General features: G+C 49.1%; 18 protein-coding genes and 2 pseudogenes. 5 read left to right on the forward strand and 15 right to left on the reverse strand.

Annotation, left to right across the window (positions count from 1 at the left end; genetic code table 11):
* Positions 1-165 precede the first annotated feature (165 nt).
* Positions 166-2,637: a glycosyltransferase family 2 protein gene (locus tag ABG996_RS02845; protein WP_347479826.1), complete on the forward strand. Its 2,472-nt coding sequence runs from the start codon at positions 166-168 to the stop codon at positions 2,635-2,637.
* Between the two features lie 191 nt (positions 2,638-2,828).
* Here the strand turns inward: ABG996_RS02845 and ABG996_RS10805 are convergent, their stop codons facing one another.
* Entirely contained in the window at positions 2,829-3,452 is a 624-nt protein-coding gene (locus tag ABG996_RS10805; RefSeq protein ID WP_430733176.1) for a hypothetical protein, read from the reverse strand.
* A 228-nt stretch (positions 3,453-3,680) separates the two neighbouring features.
* Between ABG996_RS10805 and istA the strand changes: the two genes are divergently transcribed.
* Positions 3,681-4,988 (forward strand): IS21 family transposase, encoded by a 1,308-nt coding sequence (gene istA / locus ABG996_RS02850; RefSeq protein ID WP_035138955.1) that lies wholly within the window; start codon positions 3,681-3,683, stop codon positions 4,986-4,988.
* Positions 4,985-5,812, forward strand: a complete 828-nt coding sequence (locus tag ABG996_RS02855) for an ATP-binding protein (RefSeq protein WP_006234068.1) — start codon at positions 4,985-4,987, stop codon at positions 5,810-5,812. The genes istA and ABG996_RS02855 overlap by 4 nt, the downstream gene beginning before the upstream one ends.
* A gap of 101 nt (positions 5,813-5,913) precedes the next feature.
* On the opposite strand, the gene ABG996_RS02860 is transcribed toward ABG996_RS02855, so the two are convergent.
* The 10 genes from ABG996_RS02860 to ABG996_RS02905 form a co-directional block, all read right to left on the reverse strand.
* Positions 5,914-7,056 (reverse strand): N-acetylmuramoyl-L-alanine amidase family protein, encoded by a 1,143-nt coding sequence (locus tag ABG996_RS02860; protein ID WP_347479379.1) that lies wholly within the window; start codon positions 7,054-7,056, stop codon positions 5,914-5,916.
* A gap of 258 nt (positions 7,057-7,314) precedes the next feature.
* Entirely contained in the window at positions 7,315-7,668 is a 354-nt protein-coding gene (locus tag ABG996_RS02865) for a DUF2304 domain-containing protein (RefSeq protein WP_117786521.1), read from the reverse strand.
* A complete protein-coding gene (locus ABG996_RS02870) occupies positions 7,668-8,399 on the reverse strand; it encodes a glycosyltransferase family 2 protein (protein WP_229025531.1) in 732 nt (243 codons plus the stop codon). Before ABG996_RS02870 ends, ABG996_RS02865 begins: the two co-directional genes overlap by 1 nt.
* Positions 8,400-8,729: 330 nt before the next feature.
* Positions 8,730-10,706, reverse strand: a complete 1,977-nt coding sequence (locus ABG996_RS02875) for a DUF2142 domain-containing protein (RefSeq protein ID WP_158564980.1) — start codon at positions 10,704-10,706, stop codon at positions 8,730-8,732.
* Between the two features lie 112 nt (positions 10,707-10,818).
* Positions 10,819-11,964, reverse strand: coding sequence for a glycosyltransferase family 4 protein (locus ABG996_RS02880; RefSeq protein WP_117786524.1), 1,146 nt, complete (start codon positions 11,962-11,964; stop codon positions 10,819-10,821).
* Between the two features lie 33 nt (positions 11,965-11,997).
* Positions 11,998-12,858 (reverse strand): LicD family protein, encoded by an 861-nt coding sequence (locus ABG996_RS02885; RefSeq protein WP_347479381.1) that lies wholly within the window; start codon positions 12,856-12,858, stop codon positions 11,998-12,000.
* 4 nt (positions 12,859-12,862) lie between these two features.
* A complete protein-coding gene (locus ABG996_RS02890; protein ID WP_347479383.1) occupies positions 12,863-14,107 on the reverse strand; it encodes a lipopolysaccharide biosynthesis protein in 1,245 nt (414 codons plus the stop codon).
* Positions 14,108-14,151: 44 nt separating this feature from the next.
* Positions 14,152-15,099 carry a glycosyltransferase gene (locus tag ABG996_RS02895; RefSeq protein WP_347479385.1) on the reverse strand — a complete coding sequence of 316 codons (948 nt, stop codon included), beginning with the start codon at positions 15,097-15,099 and terminating at the stop codon, positions 14,152-14,154.
* A 373-nt stretch (positions 15,100-15,472) separates the two neighbouring features.
* Positions 15,473-17,542 (reverse strand): L,D-transpeptidase family protein, encoded by a 2,070-nt coding sequence (locus ABG996_RS02900; protein WP_347479387.1) that lies wholly within the window; start codon positions 17,540-17,542, stop codon positions 15,473-15,475.
* A 42-nt stretch (positions 17,543-17,584) separates the two neighbouring features.
* Positions 17,585-19,756 carry an NlpC/P60 family protein gene (locus tag ABG996_RS02905; RefSeq protein WP_347483869.1) on the reverse strand — a complete coding sequence of 724 codons (2,172 nt, stop codon included), beginning with the start codon at positions 19,754-19,756 and terminating at the stop codon, positions 17,585-17,587.
* A gap of 165 nt (positions 19,757-19,921) precedes the next feature.
* On the opposite strand from ABG996_RS02905, the gene ABG996_RS02910 reads away from it, so the two are divergent.
* Positions 19,922-21,694 (forward strand): phosphotransferase, encoded by a 1,773-nt coding sequence (locus tag ABG996_RS02910; protein WP_347479391.1) that lies wholly within the window; start codon positions 19,922-19,924, stop codon positions 21,692-21,694.
* Positions 21,695-21,696: 2 nt separating this feature from the next.
* On the forward strand, positions 21,697-22,638 hold the full coding sequence (locus ABG996_RS02915) for a DMT family transporter (protein WP_347479393.1): 942 nt from the start codon (positions 21,697-21,699) through the stop codon (positions 22,636-22,638).
* A gap of 64 nt (positions 22,639-22,702) precedes the next feature.
* Here ABG996_RS02915 and ABG996_RS02920 read toward each other — a convergent pair whose 3' ends face one another.
* The 4 genes and pseudogenes from ABG996_RS02920 to ABG996_RS02930 all read right to left on the reverse strand — a co-directional run.
* Positions 22,703-24,151, reverse strand: a complete 1,449-nt coding sequence (locus ABG996_RS02920; RefSeq protein ID WP_347483871.1) for a C39 family peptidase — start codon at positions 24,149-24,151, stop codon at positions 22,703-22,705.
* A gap of 63 nt (positions 24,152-24,214) precedes the next feature.
* Positions 24,215-24,334: pseudogene (locus ABG996_RS10810) on the reverse strand (choline-binding protein D); the annotation flags it as partial.
* Between the two features lie 21 nt (positions 24,335-24,355).
* A complete protein-coding gene (locus ABG996_RS02925) occupies positions 24,356-24,844 on the reverse strand; it encodes a hypothetical protein (protein ID WP_347493997.1) in 489 nt (162 codons plus the stop codon).
* Positions 24,845-24,944: 100 nt separating this feature from the next.
* Positions 24,945-25,271, reverse strand: a pseudogene (locus ABG996_RS02930) (choline-binding protein A); the annotation flags it as partial.

Raw genomic sequence — 25,271 nt, forward strand, 5'->3', positions numbered from 1 at the left:
CGAGGACAATAACCTGAACCTCAACAGCGACAGAAAGCGTGATGTACGTAGATGTCCTCTTCGATGTTAACACAGCGGAACGGAGCGTCTGACGAACTCATAGCGACACATCTAAGAATGCCAGAAATCACGGAACTCCTCTCTGCATTTATAGCGAGACATGAAGTGAATAAGTACAATGAGCAGTGTCCAACAAACGAAAGGCAAACAATGCGAGTCGAAACAACCGGAGTATGCAGAGGAAACTGGAAAATCTACCAGCAACTTAAAATAGAAGGCATCCATGAAGGCTCCAGCATAAAAGCTCAAGCGGCAACGGATGACGACCGCCGCTTACCTTTGTCTCTTCTAAAATTCAAGGACAATAACGGCGAATCGAACTCATACGTTCTTGTAATCCCCGACCCCGATACCCGAGCCATTAAAATTGAGTTTAACGAAATCGGCAAAGACGGTTGCAACCTGAGCAGCGACTCCCTTTCGCTCAATTGCAAGAACATCAAATGGGAGTCGCGTCTTAACTACAAAATTAAACCTGACATGTGCAGCAAACTCCGAAATTACGATGACGTTTCAGAGTTTGAGATGGCGACGATTGATTTTTGGCAGTGCATCGAAGATTCAAACGAGTATATCCTGAGGTGCACGGTTAGAACACCGTACCGCAATGACTCGCAAATCAAACTTCGCTGCCTCGACCGGTTCCTCAATGAGGTTGGGCTGAGCATAGTCAATTTCGGTTCAAATGTAACGAGCGTTGGATTTACATCCGAGAAAAAGCAACTTGAAACGCAGCTCTCGATCCGCATGCCAAAGGCGTTTGATCGTTACTATTTTATTATTGACGATCAAAATCACCCATCATTCAGTGCATTTGACTGCTTAACGCCTGATAAATTAGGCTTGCTTCTTGAGGAGACCAACTTCCTCTTTACCCATGCGCAGTTTGACCCTGAATACCCCGAATGGTTTACAGAGCATAAGGCAACCATTGGCGCACTGGAGAAGCAGAGAAAAATCGTCTTCAATAGCGCTCCGAAATTCAGCATCATTGTCCCTCTTTACAACACGCCGATTTCGTTTTTTAACGATATGGTCGAATCCGTAAAAAACCAGTCTTATGCAAACTGGGAGCTCCTCCTAGTTAATGCAAGCCCTGACAATCAGGAACTAAAGGCTCGCGTTGAGCAGGAAACAGCCCGCGACAACAGAATTAAGTCAATTAATCTTACCGAAAATAAGGGTATTTCCGAAAACACAAACGCAGGCGTTGCCGTAGCTTCGGGCGATTTCGTTAGCTTCTTTGACCATGACGACATTCTTGAACCGGACTTGTTGTTCTCATATGCCGAGGCAATTGAAAACAATAATGACGTCGATCTTCTTTATTGTGATGAAGATAAACTCATGCCCGATGGAAAGTTAGCGCAGCCGTTCTTTAAGCCGGATTTCAATATCGATCTGCTCAGAAACAATAACTATATCTGCCACATGCTTACCATCCGTAAGTCCCTGCTAGACACTCTAGAGCCGAACACAAAAGAGTTCGATGGAGCACAGGATCATAATCTGACTCTCCGCGCCGTGGAAAAGGCAAGGAAAGTTCATCATGTTGCGAAGGTTCTATACCACTGGCGCCTAAGCGAGACCTCCACCGCAGCAAATGCCGATAGCAAGCCGTATGCCACTATCGCAGGTATCAAAGCGGTCCAGAGTCATTTGGACAGGCTTGGGCTCAATGCGAAGGTCGAACAAGCGCGTCGTCCCTTTACATATAAAGTAACCTACGCTGTGCCAGATTCCCACCCACTCGTGTCAATTATCATCCCGACTAAAGACCACGCCGACATTCTGAACAACTGCATTACATCAATTGTTGAGAAATCAACGTACGACAATTACGAGCTCGTCATAATCGAAAACAACAGCACAGAAAAGGTGACGTTCGATTATTACGATAAGTTGCAAGCAAAATATCCTGACATCGTTCGTCTTGTAACTTGGGAACACGAATTCAATTTCTCCAAGCTCATGAACTTTGGCGTTGCTCACGCCAAGGGCGACTATCTCTTGCTATTGAATAACGATACTGAGGTAATTACGCCCAATTGGATCGAGACCATGCTTGGCATCTGCGCACGTGAGGATGTTGGCGCAGTCGGTGCAAAACTCTACTATCCCGACAACACCATTCAGCACGCGGGCCTATGCGTCACTGGCGGCGTGGCGGGACATCTTTGCCAGAGCATGCCAAGGAATAATTGGGGCTACTTTGCACTCAACGATGCGCAACAAGACTTCAGCGCTGTCACTGCAGCTTGCATAATGACCAAGCGTAGCGAATATGAGAAAGTCGGAGGTTTCACCGAAGAGCTTCAAGTTGCATTTAATGATGTTGACTTTTGCTTAAAGCTACGCGAGATTAACGACCTGATCGTATACACGCCCGAAGTCGAGCTCTATCACTACGAGTCGATTTCTAGAGGCGTTGAAAACAATACGGAAAAGCAGATTCGGTTCCACAAAGAAGTCGCATACATGAATTATCGCTGGGCAAAATACTATGTCGAAGGCGATCCGTACATTAACCCAAATTTCAGCGTGGGAGAACCCGGAAATCGCTACTATCATTTATAAAGTGTTAGCTTAATTCTGCGCTTTCTAATTTTAGCCTTATTAAAATGCGACTAATAGATAAGGGAATCGAGGGTCAACCCTCGATTCCCTTACTATGAATAATTGCATTCCATACATGATATACAGTTAAGAAGCGTTTGTGATTCGATACACAAGCAGGCGTTGATTCCGCATGCTGGCCAGAATCCGCATCATTCCAAAGGCGTATTTAAAACCCAGCCCCACTGTGGTATAGCGGTAGTGTGGTAGTAGTTCAGCCACCAAGCAAGTGATGTTGTCCTGATGTAACCGATGTTATCCATAACCATACCGTTTCCGATATAAATAGCAATATGGCCCCAGCGGGCACCAGCACTTGTATGAGTATGCGTAGGGACCGCAACGATCATTCCAACTTTAAGCTGAGATATATCTCGGCTGTAACACCAATTCCAGAACATGTCGCATGCGTCGCCGTTGGGATATGACCCCAGCACGGGGTAAAACACATGGCTAACCCACTCCGAGCACAGTCCCGCCCCAGGAGAAGGAACGCTATGGCAACGATTAACGATCTGGGACTGCAAGGAGGCGCGCGCGGAGTGCTCAGGCTCCACCCAAGCACCTGAGGCATTAAAGAAATACTCGGAGTCTCCAATTCTGTTCCAGCCATTTACCATTTGTCCAGAAGACATAAGGTAGTACCACGTTCCATCATCATCGAGGAACCAGCCAGTATTCATGGCTCCGGATTCGTTGTCGAGGTGATACCACCTACCGTCAATGAATCGCCAACCGCGCTGCAGAACCCCATCTGAGTCTGTGTAAAACCACACCTGTGCAGCTGAGGACCAATACCAGCCAGCGACAGGCTTTCCCTCGGGATCCCTGAGCTTAATTCCACCCGCGCCGTCCTTGACGCCCGAATGTTAGCGCCGGGCGATTTTAGCCGCTAATAGTCAAACGATTTTGACCAATCCCGGTCACCGAATAATGGCCACCGTGCCTCCCCGCCGCCACTACGCTGGTGGTGCCAACACGCCGGCGTTAGGAGGACCATTGAGGTGAACGAGAGACACGATGACCTACAGGAGATTATAGACGCGGCGCTCCGGGAGATGGCCGCGGAGGAGGGCGACGGGTTCGACCCGCAGGCATGCAACCTCGCGGAGTTCTGCAGGAGGACGGGGCTCACCCGCTCCCGCGCGAGGACGGTCAGGGCACACGGGTTCAGGGCCCTGCCCCACGGGAACAGCGGGAGGAGGGCCGCGCCGGGCGTGCTCGCCGGCCACACCGGCCTGGTGGACGACCTCCTGCGGAAGGGCGTCACCAACTCGCAGGTGATATTCGAGCGGCTGCTCGGCCAGGGCTACGCCGGCGGCCTCACCACGGTGAAGACCTACATCGCCGCGCACCGGGACCTCGTGCCCGCGAAGAGGCGGCAGGCGGCCCCGCAGGGCTGCCGCGGCCAGCGCTTCAGGACGGCGCCCGGAGAGGCCTACCAGATGGACTGGGGCTTCGTCGCGGTCGAGCGCCCCGGCGGGGAGCGGGCGCGGATCGCCTGCTTCGCCATGGTCTGCCACCATTGCGGGGGCGCCCACGTCGAGTTCTTCCCGAACGCGCGCCAGGAGAACCTCCTCATCGGGATGCTGCACGCGTTCTCGGCGCTGGGCGTGCCCGCGACCGTGCTCACCGACAACATGAAGAGCGTGGTCGTCCGCCGCGATGCCGACGGCCGGCCCGTCTGGCAGGCCGACTACGCCGAGTTCATGGGCGTCGTCGGCTTCCGCACCAGGTTGTGCAGGCCGCGCCACCCCTATACGAAGGGCAAGGTGGAGAGGCTCGTCCGCTTCGTGAAGGGGAACTTCCTCGCGGGAAGGTCCTTTACCGACCTTGACGCCCTCAACCGGGAGGCCGCCCTCTGGTGCGCCGAGCAGGGAGGCCGCTGGCGGCGCGCGGCGGCATGCGTCCCGATGCGCGAGCACGAGGCGGCGTGCTCGGCGAACACCAGGCCGCTCGAGGTCACGGCCGAGGTCGAGCGGTACCTGTGCCCGCGCCGGAAGATCTCCTTCGACGGCTTCGTGAGCTTCGAGGGGCACCGCTACGGCGTGCCCTACTGGTACGTCCGCCGCGAGTGCAGGGTGAACCGGGAGGGGCGCGTGGTGCACATATACAGCGACGACCTCTCCCGCGAGCTCGTCGCCCACGCCGTCGGCACCGGCGCCGACAGCTGGTGCGAGGGGCAGTGGGAGACATCGCCGGCGCAGCCCGAGGAGCTGCCGACCCAGCCGGTGGGGACCGTGGTCGAGCAAATCGCCCCGCCCAGGACGAAACCCGGTTTCGAGAGGTTCGACTTCGGGAGGGCCGAATGATGGCGGGCGCGGGGGCGAGCCCCTACGAGCTCGCGAGCGACGCCGCGTCGAGGCTCGGGATCGCCGTCGGGGCGGAGGAGCTCGCGACCCTCGCCTCGGACCTCGACCTCGGCGACGGGGAGATGGCCGCCGTGGCAGCCACCTTCTCCTACCTTGCGGAGAAGAGGAGGCTCGCCTCCATCGAGACGCTGCTGAGGCTGAGCAGGCTGCCCAGGCGCGAGCCCAAGACCTTCGAGGGCTTCGACTTCTCCAGGATCCAGGGCCGGGACGCGGCCGCGCTGGGCAAGCTCCCGTCGCTGGCCGACCTCTACGCGCACCGCAACGTCGCCTTCGTCGGGCCCGGCGGCATAGGGAAGACGCACCTCGCGCAGGCCTACGGGCGCGAGTGCTGCATGCGGGGGCTCAAGACCTACTACATAAAGGCGACCGAGCTCAGGGACAGGTTCCAGAAGGCCGTCCAGCGGGGAAACACCTCGCGGGTCGTCTCCTCGCTCGTCAAGCCGTCGTGCCTCATCGTTGACGAGGTGGGAAGATGCGTCTACGACAGGCCGTGCACCGACCTGTTCTTCGATGTCGTCGACAGGCGCTACGAGAAGGAGGGGCCGAACGCGATGGTCCTCACGAGCAACATCGCCCCGAGCGGGTGGGATGAGTTCTTCACGGGCGACGACACGCTCCTCTGCGCCCTCGACAGGCTGTTCGACAAGGCGTCGGTGTTCGTGATGCGGGGCCCGAGCTACCGCGGCAGGGGGCTCGACACCTACTCGGTGGAGGCCGTCCCCCAGGCGGTGAAGGTGAGGGGGATCCAGCCCGAGGGGATGTAGGGAAGCGATAGGAAAGACATAGATGCGGGCGTGTTGGCTAAAATGGGTCGGCCGGGATTGGTCAATCTCGGCCGACTATATTTGGCTAAAATAATCCGACGCTAACACGAAAGCACAATCGCACCACTGCTGCACGCATAATATACGTTTTCATCTTGTGAGAAGACCCAAGTGTTGCACTTTAATGCACCGCCGCTATCCGGATCCAAATAATAAATGGAGCCATTTACAGTTTGAAATCCTTCCAGCATGGCGCCATTATTATTGGGGTCTAGCAAATACCAGCTAGAACCATTGTAAAACCACCCGGTACGAATCTCTCCCGATGCGTTGGAGCAATACCATGCCCCATCGTTAATAAACCAACCGGAGCTCATAGAACCGGATTCGGAAAAATGATACAAAGAGCCGTTAACAAGCCTAAAGCCCGTAGCCATTAATCCAGAAGGCTCAAGCCAGTACCAAGTATTGCCAAGAAGTAACCACCCGGTCTGCATAGCGCCCGAACTGTCCAAATAGTACCAGCTATCATCAATTAAAACCCAGCCGGTCTTCATTGAACCCGATGTCTCGTCAAGGTAGAACCAGCGCCCACCGGTGGCAGCCCATCCCTTCAAATGTGCACAGGAGTTAGAAAATAAATGCCAGCCATCGTTCAAGTATTTCCAGCCAGTAGCTGCATAACCTTCGGAATCAAAATAATACTCCGCCCCTCTAATGGACAGAAAACAGTTTGACGGCCAACCACCAGCCTCATATCTCCACCACCATTTACCGTTTTGGTAGGCCCAAGAACCAGGAAGAGCGATGTTATTATCAGAGGAACGAACGATCTGGAACGACAGTTGAGAGGTAACGCCGGCGTAATTTCCTAGCCCATTCACTCTTATAGTGGCGCAGCCAGGGGCAACATTATCTGAATACGTGACTTCATAATCGATTCCGCTTGCTAGCACAGAACCGCTGGCAGTCAAAACAGAGACATCAGGAGTAATCACATCGCCAGTATATTCATATATCGACGAATCGATCGATGCTTTGAAATTATCGGAATCCAAAGTCAAACGATCGCTACCTGATGTCCCAAATGCTTCCTGACCCGATTGAACCAAAGAGCCATCAGTGCCTTCAGCCACGCAATCTTCAGTTAATGAAAATGCGATTGCGGGCCATAAAAGAGAGATAAAACAAATAGATGTTAGACAAACCACGCTGATTAAACTCAGATGTCGATTTTTCATCATTTTTCTCTTCTCGCCAAATCAAATTAACCTTTGAATATCCAGATGCAGTCGACCCAGAGATGCAGTTCCCAAATTAATTAATATGCAAGACAACTCGCTTGATACGTTGCACCAGATAAAACGATAAGACACTCAACATAGGGATTGTCTATTTGTTAGACAATCCACAACCAGCAGTCGAGCGCGATCAATGGTGCACAAACTTAGGAGCCCTAATGAGGGATAGCCGAAGGAACTGAATCAAACCATGTATTGAGCTCATTCATGATCAGACCTTTTCTCAAGCTCTTTTTCGAGCAGGGCAATCCTATGAGTAAGGTTTTTGATCGCCAAAACATGACGACTCGCGGCAACGCTAAGAGACAGAGAGATTGCAAGCAACAGCACGATTGCACCCAAAAAAAGGAAATTGGCCGGGTTGACAAACCCAATAGCTGTTGAGCAACTATAAATAATCTGAGGACATAAATCACAGATCAAGGCCGCCATACACATCAAAATCCACAGCAAAGAGTACTTAAGAAGCATCTTTCCGTTGGACACGAGACGTAAAACATAGACGAGGAATCCGCCGAAAAAGAGGGCCGCACCAATCCTCAAAATAAGATTCATTATTTGTCTCCCCTATGGACCCAGCACACAAGGACAATGGCTAACGTAACCTTGACCATATAGTAGACGGAAGAGAAGCCCCCGATAGATGAACGTCCACCTTGGCGCTCATTCATCTTTACAGGCGCTTCCATAACGGGAAGACCAAGCTTCATAGCCAAAGCAATCGACTCTGGCTCCGGGTAGTCATCAGGATAACTCTTGCAGAACAGGTCGATAGCATCTTTATTGCAGGCCCTAAAGCCAGAAGTGGGATCGGTGACCACCTTACCCGTAAGCAACTCGAGCAAAAATGAAAGCCACCTGATTCCAACACGACGCATAAAAGTTGATTGAAAACCATCAGTCTCAACCAGAAATCGAGAGCCTATCGCCAAACTCGCACCGCTCTCAATCAGCTTTACAAGCTCAGGAATATAAGAAGGATCATGTTGGCCATCGCCGTCAACCTGAATGTCGATATCATAGCCAAATCTCTGGGCATATTTATGGCCCGCTTGGACCGCTCCACCGATACCAAGGTTCTGCGGCAAATCCAATATGTTGATACCATGCTCTCGACAAAGCTCAAGCGTTGTATCTTGTGAGCCGTCGTTGATTACGACATAGTCATAACCCGCAGCTTTTATAGCTGCAACGGTATTGAGAATGCACTCCTGTTCGTTATAGGCAGGAATTATTACGAGAACACGCAGATGTCCTTTTGAACATGTCGTTGAAGTAAAAGACAATCGAGATTCATCCATTCCAAAAACAGTTGGCTCTTAGCGACGCCCAAAGAATTTGCGACTCTTACAGTCCAACGCATAGCTTAACTCAGACTTAAGTTTACTGTATCCTGTCTAACCATTAGGAAGTTACATCTCAAGCTTAGATATTTAGCTTGCTCAACTAGGGCACACATGGAGTCCCCATCCATCACCGCAGGAAAAGGACCCCTTGCAGTTCTGCCTCAAATACGGGGCGCATGTCCTGAGCGAACCCTCAACGCCGTCCCATTCGATCCAATCGAATCCAACTAATTGCCCACTCCTACTATAACCATGACCTATATCGCTAATTTAGAAAAAACGGATATACAGAAGCTCGAACATCACAAAATACAGCAGCGCAAATGGAGCCCCGAGCATAAAGGCTGTAACTTTAGCCTTCACCTCCTCATCGCAGTAAATAGGGAACCTGAGCAATAGACAGGCAAAAGGTATTATCAAAGGTATGAGATATCGCGCTTGGACACCCGCAACTGTCTGGCTTCCAACTCCTGTAAAAGCGATGTATAGAGCCAAAGCAACTAGGTGGCAAGTAGCAAGAACCAGGAATAGAGTCCAAACAATTCCGCAACGGCTAAGCTTTATTTTAGTATCTTTTTCATTATCAATAATGCAAATAGCTTCAAACAGCATGATGGGGAGATACGAAAGCCATGGGAACAGATTAGACACGTCCCCAAGATAAGCCATATTCGTTGATATTGAATTGAGAAACGCCGGGGTCAGCATCGATCCAAAAACGAAATTCGAGATTACAGCTATAGTTCCAACTGGATTTGCAAGCACTCCCGTCGTTTGACCAGCCGTAGAGACTTCGGAGCCACCACGTGCATCAGAAATATTATTTACGACAGATGAGAAATATGGCGTCAAGAAAGATAGGATCATAATGGCACAAACGAATAGAGCAGTACCAATCAAGATACGTCTTTGCTTGCTTGAAACATATTTATTTGCAGGAATTAAAAGCGCAAGTCCAAATAAGGGAAAATAAATCGCTTTAGCTGCAAACCCGATTGCAAAAGATAGTAGAAATGCGAAGAACGTTTTAGCAGAAATATCCTCTTCAGAAATAAGCATCTTCAACAAAAGAGCTGTTCCTAGCAAACTGAACGATATCACACAGGGATCATACGAGTAACTGGCTGCCATTAACACAGCAGACGGGAACAACGCAATACAAGTGAAAAGACATTTTCTGCAAGGGGCTATACGAATTGCGATTCCGCAGATAACTGCATACGCAAACAAATTAAAAATTTTACCCAATGCAAATTTGATAGAGAATGGGAGATGAAGCAAGCGACCCAAACAAAGGCCGATAGATGAAGGAATATAGGCAATTTTAGAAAGAGCCACACTATCAAAACAATTAAAACGTTCGATACCTTCAGCTAAATCATTTTTATCAGCCTCTCTGACCAATTGCTCAACAGAGCCACGGTTAAACTCTCTTGTTTCATCTATTGGGTACTTACCCAAAGCTGCATCCAAACTAAAGCCGTCCCCCATATAAAACTGCTCGACTATCATTCGGTCAGAATTTGTTATTTCAGCATTTGTGAGGTAGGAAAAACTGTTTGCATTTCCATAGTGGACCTCATCATCCCATGTCAAAAAATTTGTAACGGGAAAGCAAATAATTACGGATAGACCAATTGAGACAATGCATGCGAAAGCGAACAGTTCGGGCTTCAGATAAGAAATGCCCCCATTAATAGCAATCAATCCGATCAAAACCGTAATGGGCAAAGCAGACGCGAACAACACCGTCTTTGACTTATCGAGCGGAATGCCAATAAAAGCGATTAAAACAGCAAAGCCAACAAAAACCGCCAAATAAAAGAAACACTTCTTAGCATCAGTTTTCTTAACCGAGGTTACGAAGCTCTTCATCAGGCCATAGCAAAGCTCAATTCCCTGGAACGCTAAAACTAAATGAAAGCATATAACCAGACCTGAGATATTCCATGCACCAAGACCGAAGGGGCCAAACGTCTTCGCGCCAGCCAATATGATGAAAACTAGCAGAAAGCTGCTGAGGATACTGGACGCGACGAGAACGGTTATCTGACGAATAGCATCACCGCTCGACTGTGATTTCGGTTGCAAATATAAGCACGCAACAGCAACGACATCGCAAAAGAGTTCAAGAATGAATAGATTTAAATTCTTATAGTGCAATGATGTCGCGACAGCTAACAAAAGAAGTCCCAGCCCAAAGATGGCAAGCGCGTACTCGCTTTTCTTAATTGCAGGATTATTCAAAACGTGCATCTCCAACTAAAGACAAAATCGAATAGGATAAGTCGACAATAACAAATTCGGGTCTTAGATCCAATTTCACTCAAAAGCTAAGTAAAAGCCAGCCAAGTATCACTTAGCAAATACAAAACGCCTTCTCGACATCTATAGCAGTGGCGTCCCAGCTATATCGATTTTCAACAAGGGCCCTAGAGTTTCGAGACTGTAGAGAAAGCAGCTTTCGATCATCAAAAAGCCTGCATAATGCCGAAACCACCTCATCAGATGACATGGACTGAATTATCGTGCCGTAGCTATCATCTGGAATAAGCTCGTGCGCGCCTCCCACATCTGTTACCACAGCAGGCGTTCCGCAAGCTGAAGCCTCAAGAAGTACCGTCGAAAAGCCTTCGGACCGAGTTGGAAGACAAAGCACATCTGCTTGCTGAAGTAAGGAGGAAATGTCCTCTGCGCTACATCTCCCAAGCCAAAACAAGTTCGACGAACAGGCTTCCTTGACTTCATTGGCCAGCGGACCATCCCCTGCAAGAACAAAACAAATATCACGCTTGGTAATATCCTTTGCGCGAGCTGCCTCAATAATTGAATAAATTCCCTTTTCAGGAATAAACCGCCCAACAAAAGCCACAACTAAAGATGACTGAGGGACACCTAATTCTGATCGGAAATCTCTACCCGAAGAGATGCTCCTATAAATTGAAGCATTGATTGAGTTCGATATTACGCCCTTTGCACCGATATTAAAATGCTGAAGCCATTCAACGCTTTTTGAAGAAATCCCATAGAAATCAGGTTCAAACGTCTTTACGCGATCAGTAATCCAATCCTCATATCGGCGCACAAAATAATCAAGGAATGGCTGATTGAAAGAAAGATACGCTGAACCATGGTCGAGAACGACGGCCCTAGTGTTATGATCCACAGCAAACTTCAGCCCTTCGAGTGAGAGGGGGAAAAGCCTCGTGTTGATAAGTACGCCGTCCCACTCATAATCATCAAGGCTTTGCAGGAGCCGGTAATAATCGCCGGTTTTTTTGGGAAGAGGAAGCCTTCCATCAAGCAATGAAATACATGGAAGCCGAATTATCTCGAGACCGTTTTCGACTGAATGACCGACTCCTACGCGCATTGAATCATTAGTAACGATAACCACCCTGTCGCCGCGGGCAGCTAGGGCATGAGCGAGACCATCGACAAAATTACCAATTCCACTAAGTTGCGGGTGATAATGATGGGTGAAAATACAAATAGAAGAACTCATTACATAACCTCATCTGGTAAAGATTTCATATCCTTAATTCTGCGCAGTCCAGACTTCACCATCCCCAAAGTCAAGCAGAAGAGGAAGATGGGTATGTCGATTTTCCGGCTCCGGAATTTTCTTCCATTCGCCATACATCGTTGTAAGATATTTATCCGTCATACGAGGAACGGGGAATTCACTGCCTTCGAAAACCGCACTGCTCAGAGGGAAAATCTCTGAAATAGGCACTGGCGCCAGATTCGGCCAGCTTAACGTCAGACAATAATCAGAGACCTCACCCGTATTTGAGTCGGCAATACAGGAGTCGAACAAATCCTGGTAAGAGCATGCGCCTCGAGAAACCAGTCGTTCCACTACGTGTATAGCAGAACAACCAATTTGCTCGAGTTGTCCAAGGAACCCTTTATGAGGGACAACAATGGAAGAAGAGTGATATAAATAAGCTCTTTTCTGTGCAATTGATGCAGTTCGGACTTGTTTTGCACGAAGGCGTTTATCTGTATAGAGCTGGTCATATGGAAAGATGTCGACAAAAATACCCATCGAACTGGAAGCCTCTCGAGCCTCCTGATTCTCGAAGCGAGTTTCATCGCGATACACCTTAGCAAACATCGCAGCATAGCCAATAGTATTCCGCGATGTATGGAGCGAATATCCTTCCGGTAAACCATCCTCGGCTAAAGAGCAAAAGCGGTCATAGTCTGAACGCATCATTCCGATATCTATATCATCATCCCAAGGGATAAACCCCCTATGACGCATTGCTCCTAAACATGTTCCGCCATCAAGCCACCACCTGATGCCGTGCTTAGAGCAGAATGCAGCGACAACCTGAAGGATATCCAATTCAGTGTTTTGAAGCTTTAATAGCGCGTGAGCTTTAGACATCATCGGCCTATCTCTTTTCCCCAAACCATTCTTGCGTCTGTTTCCCCAAAACAAAAGACTGATAAATAAGGCAAATAGCATTGGATATAAGCGCCGTTACAGTAGGGCCATTTAAGCCAAACAACACTTGCGCGGGAGCCATGACAGCAACAGCACTGATTAAGGACAATATGCTGCCAACAAATACCCCTCGGTAGTTATCAAGAGAAACCAGCAAATCGTTGACAAACCAAGCAATGCCAGTCAAAAAGGCACAAGCCAACATAGGCTGAAGGAGATCAGAATGTTTGGCTATTCCAGCGCCATAAAACAAAGACAGCAATAATTTGCCGAAAAAGAAAAGCGCAACTGCTGATATGACGCCGACAAATAAAATACCGGCAAGTATTTTACCTATAAGCGTAAAAAAGGACTTTTTCCTAGAATAGTAACGCTCTACTAAATAACCTAATAAAGGATTATAGATATACGTCGCACCCATTTGGATAATTGCCACGGGAGCAGCAACTGATGCATAAATGCCTAGAGCAGAATCTCCGAATGTATAAGATAAATACTGCCTTGGAATATTCGGCGCCGCAGAAGCAGCAATGCCGCCCAGAACGATGGGCAAACAGCCACATAGGAAAGCTCTGACCTTCGCTTGGGTAATTCCAAGTTTGATTGCAGAGATTCGATTTGATCTCGGATAATCGTAAATAACACCGATACCTATAGTCACTACCGTCATTAGCAACAATGCACCTTCGAGGCTATTTAACAGCCCAAAGACAACAATGAACGAAAGGAGAGAACCAATGCCCTGCATTATGAGGGATTTCCCAATATAGTCCATCCTATGGCCAACCTGATCATTGGCATGCATGACATCAATAACTAAGCCGGCGGTTTTATAGAGAGCATACAAAAGAACAGCAGGCACCGTATCAATACGACACGTCGCAATGGAATAGACGGCCAACATTGCAAACGCCATAAACGTAGTAAAGAAACGAAAAGTCAGGTATTCACCAGCAGAGTTTTTCCTTTCAACATCTGCAATTTGTACCGTGTACATCCTGTATTGGGCCAATTGAGAAAACATGTTGAAAATAGACATAGCAAGGGAATAAATTCCAGCAGCACTATATCCATCAGACAGTCGAACGACCAATATAGTAATTAGCCATTGACAGCCTAAATTCGTCAACGAGCCAACGGTATTCCAGAACATATTGTGTTTAATCGAAAGAGTCTTCTCTGTGGCTTCCACAAATATAAGCGCCCTTCTGAACAAGTCGCGATTCGGATACGAAGCTATTTTGCTTCTTTAATCATGTTTAAAATCAAAAGAAACAGCCAATTCGGTACAAGTCGCATAATGATTTCAGCTTTAGCAATGGACGGGCAAGCTCGTCGATATTTAAGCAAGCCAATTATGGAGCGTCGCTCTCTTGCATCGGCGAACCCCATTATTTCCTTTAGGTGCGGTGAATCAGGAAATCTTTCGGCAAATTGCTTAGCTGTATCAACCCTGTTTTTAACTCTTGTTAAATACCAATCATCTTTTGAAGCAACACCCGCAAGGAATCCAGTTTCATTCCCGCCATGTCGACGATACTTAACCAAGGGAGTCGTTGTAAAACTGCACTTCCCCAGTTCGCTGCAGCCCAATGTCAACCACAAATCATGTGCAGTGGATTCCGGAAAGGGAATCATCGACTTAGCAGCACTCGCATCTAGCATGAGAGCCATACCAATGCCGTAGCATACACTTGCAGCCTGAATAGTAATATCCTCTCCGGAGCACCAATTTACTTCAGGCGAATTTGGATGAGCTTTTCTGTAGCTCTCTACCAGCATGTTTCCGTTTTCGTCGATTACCGATCTATCGCAAACATCAAGAATTGAGCCTTCTTCTAGCATATGGTTGAGCGAAACTTGAACTCTGTTAGGCTCCCAAATATCATCTTGATCGCAAAATACTACGTAATCCCCTTCTGCCAAAGAGAGTAGTGCCTCGAACGATTTGACATAACCGAGATTTTTATCGCCATGATAATAACGATAGGCGTTTTTCTTTATATGCTCTTGGATAAACCCCTCTAAAGAGGCCGATTCGGGGCAGTCATTTCTGACCAAAAGCGTAACCGGAAACGTTTGTTCATCAATCGAATCAAGTTGAGCGGCGAAAAACTTAAGATCAGGTTTATATGCTGAAAGAAGTACGCATACGCCTGTACCATTTCCCTTTTCTATTTCCAAAAATCCTCCCAAAGTCATGTTTTCAAGATTAGCAAAGCAATCATTAGAGATTTAAGGTGTTGTTTATTACGCTCAAAAAAGACAGGAGAAGGCTCGGCCTTTAGATAATACATGGCGGCAAATTGAATGGTGCTCCCGTAATTTTTAACACCAACACCGACATCTCGCCCCCCTAGAGGGAGCGAGATGGTTGGCTTTTCAAAATAATCTGAAAAGGAAGCTCGTAGAGAATTAAAATCCTGCGCACCGGAAGTGCATACAGTTTATGACTGCCTTCTCATGAAACCGCTTGCCAAATCAAAGCACCTCAATTGGAAAAGAGTCCCTTAAGAATCAGTGTCTTTCTCCCACCTTTAAAGACACTTGTCCAATATCAATAGGTAACAACCTTTGTTCCATAAGGAATGTTATCGTAAATCCATTTTGCGTTCTGGATCTCAAGGCGCACACATCCTGCAGAGGATGGAACGCCCATCGTGGGATCCATCACCCGGTTACTGTTGACGTAGTAGGGCGAAGAATGGAATAGATAATCACCGTAGAACTGTGTGTAGTAATAGCAAGTATATCCATGCCCAAAGGAGTATCCCTTTCCGTAGACTTGGTACTCCCCTATCACAGTTGGCGTACTGGCTTTTCCCGTCGAACATACATATCGACGGTTTAAGGACCAGTTATTCCATGATCCAGTGTAAATACTCGTAACGCAACGTGACGTATCGACAAGTATCAGCCAATTTGTATTGCTTGAATAACTTTGAGCCTTAGCATCCATATAGTCTGACACCCACGCGCCGTTGGCCATGAAGTAATTCCAGGATCCGTCCACAACGCGCCAGCCAGTAGCCATGGCGCCACTAGCGTCAAGCCAATACCAGGTACCCCCCAGGTTAAGCCACCCTGTTTGCATATAACCAGACGAATTCAAGTAATACCAAGATCCGTTAACGGCAACCCAGCCGGTTTTCATAACGTAGGTAGATGGGTCCAAATAGAACCAGGAGCCATCCTTGTACAGCCAGCCAGATCGTGCATAGCCAGCAGTCTCATCAAAGAAGTACCATTTTCCGTTAACGTTCTTCCATCCAGCACAGGGGGAGCCATCGGTTGGATCAGCATAGAACTTGCACCCTCCAAGCGTCACAAACCCGTTAGCTTCGGTTAATTCGCCATCACCGTTTGTTGTAAATAGCTTTCCACTACGCAATGCTCCACACAATGAGCAATCAGAACCAGCAAAAGCCTTAGACGGCTCATCCTGAACCGAGTCCTGGACATCTACCCATTCACGGCAAGCAACAGCGCCTGAAGCTTTTGCATAATAGCTTTTCCCATTTACAGAAAAATGACCTAGCAGCATTTTACCGTCGGCAGCAGGATCGAGATAATAGTATTGGCTATTGTCCTTCAGCCATCCCGTCTTTACAATGCCCGACGCATGAGAAGGCTCAGCGTAATACCAGTCTCCATCGCTCATAAACCAGCCGAGTGACAGCGCTCCCGTTGAAGAAAAATGATACTGATTGGATCCGATGACAAAAAAACCGGTAGCCATTCTATTGTCATTTGCGACATCGAGCCAATACCAAACGCCATTCACCAAACGCCAGCCCGATGCAAGTGCGCCGGAACCGTCAGCGTAATACCAGTCCGTCCCATCAAACGCCCAACCAACAGCCATTGCGCCGGAATCCGATAAATAGTAACGAGACGAACCGACAGAAACGATTCCTCTAGACATAACACCATCATTGGCGGGATCAAGCCAATACCAGTTATTGCCAGTTTGAAGCCAGCCGGTTAAGACTTCACCATTGCCACCCCAATACCATAAACCGTTATCAAGGCACCATCCATTAATCAGTCCATAGGTTCCAAGAAGATAAGGGTGCCCATCAATAACACGTCGACCAGTAGCCATAGAACAGCTGTTAAGGGAGTCAAACCAGTACCATTGGTCTCCAATAAACTGCCAGCCACTTGCCAAAGCGCCTGACGGACCCGCGTAATACCACTTATTTTCAGTAAAAATCCAGCCGCAGCTCATTGCGCCGTCACGAGCGGGGTCCAAGTAGTACAGCGAGTCGTCAATATTCTGAATTCCGGTCAAACGACAGCCATCTAGATAGTAATACCAGGACAAACCGTTCCATTGCCATCCAGATAGTTGTTCTGTAGTCGACGGGTCATGGCTTTCGACAACCTGTAGGCTCGAATCTTCCGTTGTTTTGCCGGCACAATCGCTGGAGTATTGAGAGCAACCGCCACCGACCAATGCTCCCGGCCCTCCTGTCGAGTCGCGCTCTACGACACCGTTATCCGCCCCCTCTTCCACGGCATAAGCAGTGCAAGAAAATGCGGGGGCTGTAACTGAGAGTAAGGCGGAAAATAGCATCAAGCCAATTACTCGCCAGCAAATTCGATGATCAATCCGAGCATTCATTTCAGGCCCCCAACCGGTACCGACTGTCTTGCAGGGAATCTATTAAATAAACGGACGAGCTGCGCCGATTACATTTCCCCTTGCGCTAATAGGATGAATTCCGACACCTTGATGAGGCCAGGAATCAATCATCAAGCCGCCGCCAAGTGCAATTGCAATATGACCGCGGTAATAAATCACATCGCCGCGTTGAATCGAGCTCGTGCTCACGGGCATAAAGATATTGCTTCGATACCAATTCATGGAATTATAGGTTTGGCTTGGATCCCAGCGATGGTTATAAGGGTTGTAAACACCCATATCCATGCCAGTAGCATAAAGGCACTGCAAGACAAAACCAGAGCAATCAACAGCTCCACCGGGAGCGGTAGACCAAGGCTCAATATATTGCGTACCAATATACTCATAGGCGCGCTGGATAAAGGCGTTCACGCAATCTTCCCGCGTTGCTTCGACAGAAATGCGAGAAGGGGTCACATAGGTAAAGTATCCGGTGCAATAGCTAGGCAGCCGAACAGTCCAAGAACTGACCTGAGGATACTGGGATGGATTTTGCCAGCCAACTTTGTCGCACTGTCCATCGCTCCAGAAAACTCGACGAACGCCATCGATGGTCCTTGCGCCCGTTGCCATAGCGCCGCTGCCGTCTAACCAATACCACTTACCCGAATCTTTAAGCCAGCCAACATGCATGCTTCCATTGGACTCAAGGTAATACCATGTTCCATTCAGGCATTTCCAACCAGTTGCCATTTTTCCGTCAGCGTTTAGGTAATACCATGCACCGCCAGTAAAAACCCATCCAGTCTTCATCACGCCAGAATCGGCATCAAGCCAATACCAATCGCCGTCAATCTGCAGCCATCCAAGATGAATGGCACCCGTTCCGGGCTCAGCGTAAAACCTAAGATTTGCGACATTAACCCAGCCTGACGCAACCTGCCAACCATCAGCTCCAGCGGTTTTTAGGATAGTGCCGTTTTCGCGAATCACATCCTTGCAAAGATATCCATTATCATTAGCGTATCTTTGAACGCCGTCATTAACGGTAACCCAGCTTGAAACCACAAGCCTACCGCTCTGGTTTGCAAAACAATCGTTGCCGCCCACCTCAAATAAGCCCGTTTTCATGAGATGGCTAACAGGGTCCAGGTAATACCAGCTCGTGCCCTCTTTATACCAGCCAGAAATAAGTGCACCAGATTGGGAGGCGAAATACCAGCCGTCCTCGACCTGAGCCCAACCAACAGCCATAGCCCCGTTAGGCTTTAAATAATAAGCTGCATTGCCAAGGTCTAAATACCCAACGGACATCTTACCATCGGAGGCTGGGTCGAGATAATACCAAGTGTCGTTAACGAGTTTCCAGCCAGTGGCCGCGATACCGTTAGAGCAGTAATACCAATCTGCTCCGTCTTTGTACCATCCATTTGCGAGGCCATAGTCACCAAAAATGTAGGTTCTTCCATCAATCTTTTGACGACCCTTGAACATAATGAACGTCTGTGGGTCAAAATAATAGCGAGCACCACCTATCGTTTGCCATGACGAAGCAAGGGCACCCGATGAATAAGCCCAGTACCAATTCCCGTCAACGAGAAACCAGCCGGTTTTCATAGCACCAGTGGCATCTAAATAGTATTTCCCGCTCCCGAGGTCGACAAAACCAACCTGCATTATATGGGTGGCAGGATCCAGGTAATACCATGTGCCGTCTTGATAAAACCAACCAGCAGCTAAATCGCCTCCAGCATTGGCATAAAACCAATTTCCATCTGAGTTACGTAGCCAGCAGTTCTGATATAGCGCGCCAAAAGGCGTTACGGCATTGCCGTCATTCGCATAAAACGAAGCAGTCGATCCGCCAGCATCGGTCACATTGAAATAACCTGTCTGCATTGCACCATCATTGGCTGGATCAAGCCAATACCAATAGCCCCCGCTTTGCAGCCAGCCAGTTTGGTGTTTACCGTTTTTTCCGTAATACCAAACTCCAGACGACTCGTCTCGTTGCCAGCCATCTTTTATAACGGAAGAATTATCAGGTTGCAAATCATCGGAAACCACCGAAGAAAAATCCGCTTTTGACTCATTACTCTGAGCCTCAACGGAATCCTGTGCAAACGCGACATTCGCACTCAGGGGCAAGCAGCAAGCAGTGATTAATGACGCAGCAGCACAAACAAGCGTGGCCTTCTTTTCGAATCGATACATAAGCGACCCTCCCAGATATCTCATTTATTTATTTTAATCCACATTCCAGGATTGATTTTCGTTACTGTCTGTTCAGTCTATGTAGATAAATATATTAAATTGAACATAACGTTCAATCATTCTATTCTTTCCCTAAGCAATGAACATCTTAATTGGAGGCCTGCAGTGGAACTGACCAAGCGTAACTTTACTGTTCTGTACGAATACCTAAAGAACCCATATGCTAGCCAGCGAGAAGTTGCCGAACGCACTGGCCTTTCACTTGGATCGGTAAACGCAGCAAATAAAGAGCTTACGAATGAGGGCCTTCTCGAATCTGACAGCCTAACCGACAGCGGTTACGAAGCACTTCACCCCTATAAGGTTGAAAACGCAGTGATATTGGCTGCGGGGCTTTCGAGCCGCTTTGCTCCCATTTCGTATGAAAAGCCCAAAGGCCTTTTAAAGGTACGTGGTGAGATTCTCATCGAACGTCAGATTAGGCAGCTGCAAGACGCAGGTATCAGAAATATCACCGTCGTTGTCGGCTATAAAAAAGAATATTTCTTCTATCTCGAAAGCAAGTTCGGCGTCTCGATTGTCGTCAACAACGAATATGCATCCAAAAATAACCACGCATCGCTTATGTGCGTAAAAGAGCGGCTTGGCAACACCTATATTTGCTCAAGCGATGATTACCTTCTAAACAATCCGTTTGAAGCATACGTTTGGAAAGCATTTTATTCTGCTCAATATGCTGAAGGCGACACCAAAGAATGGTGCATTCAAACCGGAGCAATGGACAGAATCACCAATGTTACGATTGGCGGTTCCGATGCTTGGTATATGCTCGGACATGTCTACTTTGATAAAGCCTTCTCGGTTACATTTAAGCAGATTCTCGAAACGGAATATAACAAGCCCGAAACAACGGACAAGCTTTGGGAAGATCTATATATCGAGCACATCAAGGAGCTCGATATGGTTATCAAGAAGTATCCTGAGGGCGAGATCAACGAATTCGATTCTCTTGATGAGCTGCGTGCCTTTGATCCGCATTTTATCGAAAACGTTGACTCCGATATTTTCGATAACATCGAGCAAGTGCTCGGCTGCTCCAAATCAGAGATTCACGACGTTTATCCCCTTAAACAAGGTCTTACGAATCTATCGTGCCACTTTAGAACCAATGACGGAGAGTACGTTTACCGCCATCCGGGAGTCGGGACCGAACTGCTTATTAACAGAAATGGAGAAGTAGCCGCACTTAAAAAAGCCAAGGAACTCGGCCTTGACGACACGTTCATTCATGAGGACCCAAAGCGTGGTTGGAAAATTTCGAAGTTTGTACCCAACGCAAAGCAGCCTGATCCGCATGATGCTGCCCAAATGAATCGAATGATGCAGATGTGTCGTTCGCTTCACGAGAGTGGTGCAAATGTTGAAACCGAATTTGACTTCTACCTCGAAGCGAAGCGCTACGAATCACTTCTTCTGGAAAAAGGTCCCATCGACATTCCAGGCTACAGGGAAATGTCCGCCGAAATCGATGAATTGGAGCGCTTTGTACAGGCCGATAATGCACCAAAATGCCTTTGCCACAATGACTTCTTCTACCTCAATTTTCTTATCGATGAGAACGACAAGTACTATCTCATTGACTGGGAATATGCTGGCATGAGCGATTACGCAAACGATTTTGGAACGTGCAGTGTCTGCTGCGAGCTTTCCGAAGATGAAGTCGACCGCGCGCTTGATGCATATTTTGGGCGCAAGGCAACAAACAACGAAGTTGCGCATAACTATGCGCACATTGCCCTTGCAGGATGGTGCTGGTACCTCTGGTCTCTTCTGAAAGAAGCCGAAGGTGACTTCGTGGGCGAGTGGCTCTATATCTACTTCAATTACGGTGCCAAATACCTTAAAAAGGCACTGGAGATCTATCGGAAAGGTGAGTAACGATGAAATTCGGCTTTTTTAGCGGCCTTCTTTGGGGCCTTGATACAGTAATTCTTGGAATCGGCTTGGCGCTCGCGCCCTATATTGGATCGGCGGAAGCGCTTGCATGCGCCTCCATTGCGGGATCTTTTCTCCATGATGCCTTCTGCGCAATCTGGCTCTTTGGATACATGGGAGTTCGAGGCAGATTAAAAGACACGCTCGCTGCACTTAAAACTCGTTCTGGCAAGGTCGTCATCGCCGGCGCGCTGCTCGGTGGACCTATCGGAATGACCGGATACGTATTGGCGATTAATAATATCGGAGCAGCCTACACGGCAATTATCTCCGCCTTCTATCCCGCAGTCGGAGCATTCCTTTCGTTCGTGCTGCTGAAGGAGAAAATGGGCAAAGGTCAGATTCTTTCCCTTCTTGTTGCCCTTTGCGGCGTAATGACGATGGGCTATCTATCGGCCGGATCAAGCGAGATTGCAAATGCCCCTCTCGGCTTACTCGGCGCGGTGCTTGCCGTTATTGGATGGGGATCCGAAGCGGTGCTGTGCGCATGGGGAATGAAAGATGATGCCGTTGATGACGAAACGGCTTTGCAAATCCGCGAAACTACAAGTGCGCTTGTTTATGGAGTGCTTGTACTTCCCCTCTTCGGAGCATGGCATTTCACGCTGGGCGCAATCCCGAGCATGCCCACATTGATTATTGCACTCGCCGGGCTCGCAGGAACTGCATCCTATCTGTTCTATTACAAGGGCATTGCGGCAATCGGAGCAGCGCGTGCGATGGCTCTGAATATCTCCTATTCGGCATGGTCGGTGGTCTTTGGCCTGATCTTGCTTGGAACAATTCCCGACGTGGCATCCGTAATCTGCTGCGTTGTAATTGTGTGCGGAACAGTTTTGGCAGCTAGTAACTGGGACGAACTATTTGGACGTAATAGGACAGCGTAGCTTGATTAAAAATGTAGTAAAAAAGGGAGAGCTCATCGAGCTCTCCCTTTTTTTAACATCATGGCTATTCAATTACCACGGCCTGGCTATCCATCTGTTGCCACGTACCGAAGAACACCTGGGCATTTCGCGTAACATTGCCGTTAATCGAATCCGAAAGATAGACAATTCCCTGCTCGTCATCATAGCCTTTAAGGACTACGGCATGATTACCGCCCCACAGGCCATAGGAATGCCCGTTATACCAACGCGCAGCATAACGGCCTCCTGGCCAACTTCCCCACTCGGTATTCCACATCTCAACAGGTTGACCACAGGTCAGTCTGTTCTTAATGGAAGAAATTGACGAGAAAGAGACGTCTTTTGCCTGCTTGCCACTTCCAGCAGCACGCAGAAAGTTATTACCAGCAATAGTAATCGCAGGGGCGACGCATCCCATGAGACCCCCGCTACTACGCCTTGGGTTGCCATCAAAGGCGGTAACAAAGTTGCCGTTGCTTCCCTTGGGCAAGTAATAATCCGCAATAATCGTCTTACCTAAACCGAAACCATAGTAGTTAAGCAAGTTTGTAAGGGCAACCGACTCACAGCCAGTAGGAAGTTCCGGGTACTGCGAATAGCACGGGACATCGACCCAAGCGCCAACCATTGCGCCGGATGAACTGAACTTGTAGTCAGTAGAGCCGATCCAATACCAACCGTTGCTCAACATTACTCCCCCACGTGCGGCATCAAGGTAATACCATGTGCCCCCAAGGGATAGCCATCCCGTTTTCATTGTGCCAGAAGAGGAATCTAGCCAGAACCAGTTACTGCCATCGTTAAGCCAGCCGGTCGCCATTCGACCATCCGAGTTAAAGTAATACCAAGACCCAGCTATTTGCTGCCATCCAGTCAGAACTATCCCATTAGCAGAACAATAATATCGAGAACCCTGACTCTCAATCCAGCCCGTTCTAACATTCCCGCCATCGTCAATCAGCTGGATTCCTGAATCGGTCATGATGCCTTTAAGGTCAATTGCACCGCTGGATGAAGAATGATACATCCAGGACCCATCACCGTTTGACCAGCAATTAGCCATCATCTTGCCGGAACTATTAAATATGTATTCACATGATCCAATAGTTTGGACACCCGTAGCCATGGCGTGCGTCGAGGGATCGAGCCAGTACCACGTACCGTTTAGGTTGAGCCAGCCGGAGGCGAGGGCGCCGGAGCCAGTCGCGTAGTACCAGGTCCCGCCGTCGAGGACCCATCCGGTCGCCATCGCGCCGGAGGCGCTGAACCAGTACGCTGAGCCGTTGCACGCGTGGAGGCCCGTCACCATGGCACCGCCCGCGTCGGGGTCGAGCCAGTACCAGGAACCGCCGGTGTAAAGCCAGCCGGTCGAGGCGATACCGTCAGCGAACCAGTACCAGGAGCCGTCGACGAAGCCCCAGCCGTTAAGGGGGCCGCAGCTGCCGAAGTAGCGGCGGACGCCCTGCGCGTCCGTCTGGTAGCCCGTCAGCATGGCACCCGTCCGGGCGTCGAAGCAGTAGGGCACGCCGCCGACGGATACGGGGCCGCGCGCCAGCGCGCCGGAGCCAGTCGCGTAGTACCAGGTCCCGCCGTCGAGGACCCACCCGGTCGCCATCGCGCCGGACGAATTAAACCAGTACAGGGAGCCGTTGCACTCGTGAAGGCCGGTAGCCATGGCATGGGTGGAGGGATCAAGTCAGTACCAGGCGCCGCCGACGTAGGCCCAGCCGGAGGCGAGGGCGCCGGAGCCCGTCGCGTAGTACCATGTGCCGCCGTCGAGGACCCACCCGGTCGCCATCGAGCCGGAGGCGTCAAACCAGTACGCGGAGCCATTGCACTCATGGAGCCCGGAGGCCATGGCGTGCGTCGAGGGATCGAGCCAGTACCAGGCCCCATTGGTATAGAGCCAGCCAGAATGCAACGAGACCGGATTGACTGAATCCACATAGAACCAGTTGCCGTCAAACGAATTCCAACCCAGATTCCATTTAACGGATTCTTGAGCAGGACCATCATCGATTGAATCGGAAGGAGAAAGAGTCGAGGGGACGGATTGCCGCTCAAAATCAGTAGGGATGGAGGAGCTTATGGGTTCTGCGTTCGCGATATCAACCACACCGGGTCCAGCGAGCAGTAGAGTTGAAAGAATGATTAGGATTAATGTTATTCGCTTTTTCCTTGCCATGTGCAGCCCCCAGTAGTTACCAATTTTTATGTAAACATAGTCTACAAATGGATAGCTAAGAGCAGTATGTAATTAGAAAAAAGCAATTAAAGAAGAGTTGCTAGCCGAGCCAAGCGCCATTACTATCAAAAGAGTATTTCACCCCATCGATTTCTTGAACACCCGTAGTCATAGCGTGCGTCGAGGGGTCAAGCCAGTACCAGGCGCCGCCGACGTAGACCCAGCCGGAGGCGAGGGCACCGGAGCCCGTCGCGTAGTACCATGTGCCGCCGTCGAGGACCCACCCGGTCGCCATCGAGCCGGAGCCGTTGAACCAGTACGCGGAGCCATTGCACTCATGGAGCCCGGTGGCCATGGCGTGCGTCGAGGGATCGAGCCAGTACCACGTACCGTTTAGGTTGAGCCAGCCGGAGGCGAGGGCGCCGGA

The organism is Collinsella aerofaciens, assembly GCF_039836695.1.
Classification (GTDB): domain Bacteria; phylum Actinomycetota; class Coriobacteriia; order Coriobacteriales; family Coriobacteriaceae; genus Collinsella; species Collinsella aerofaciens_BD.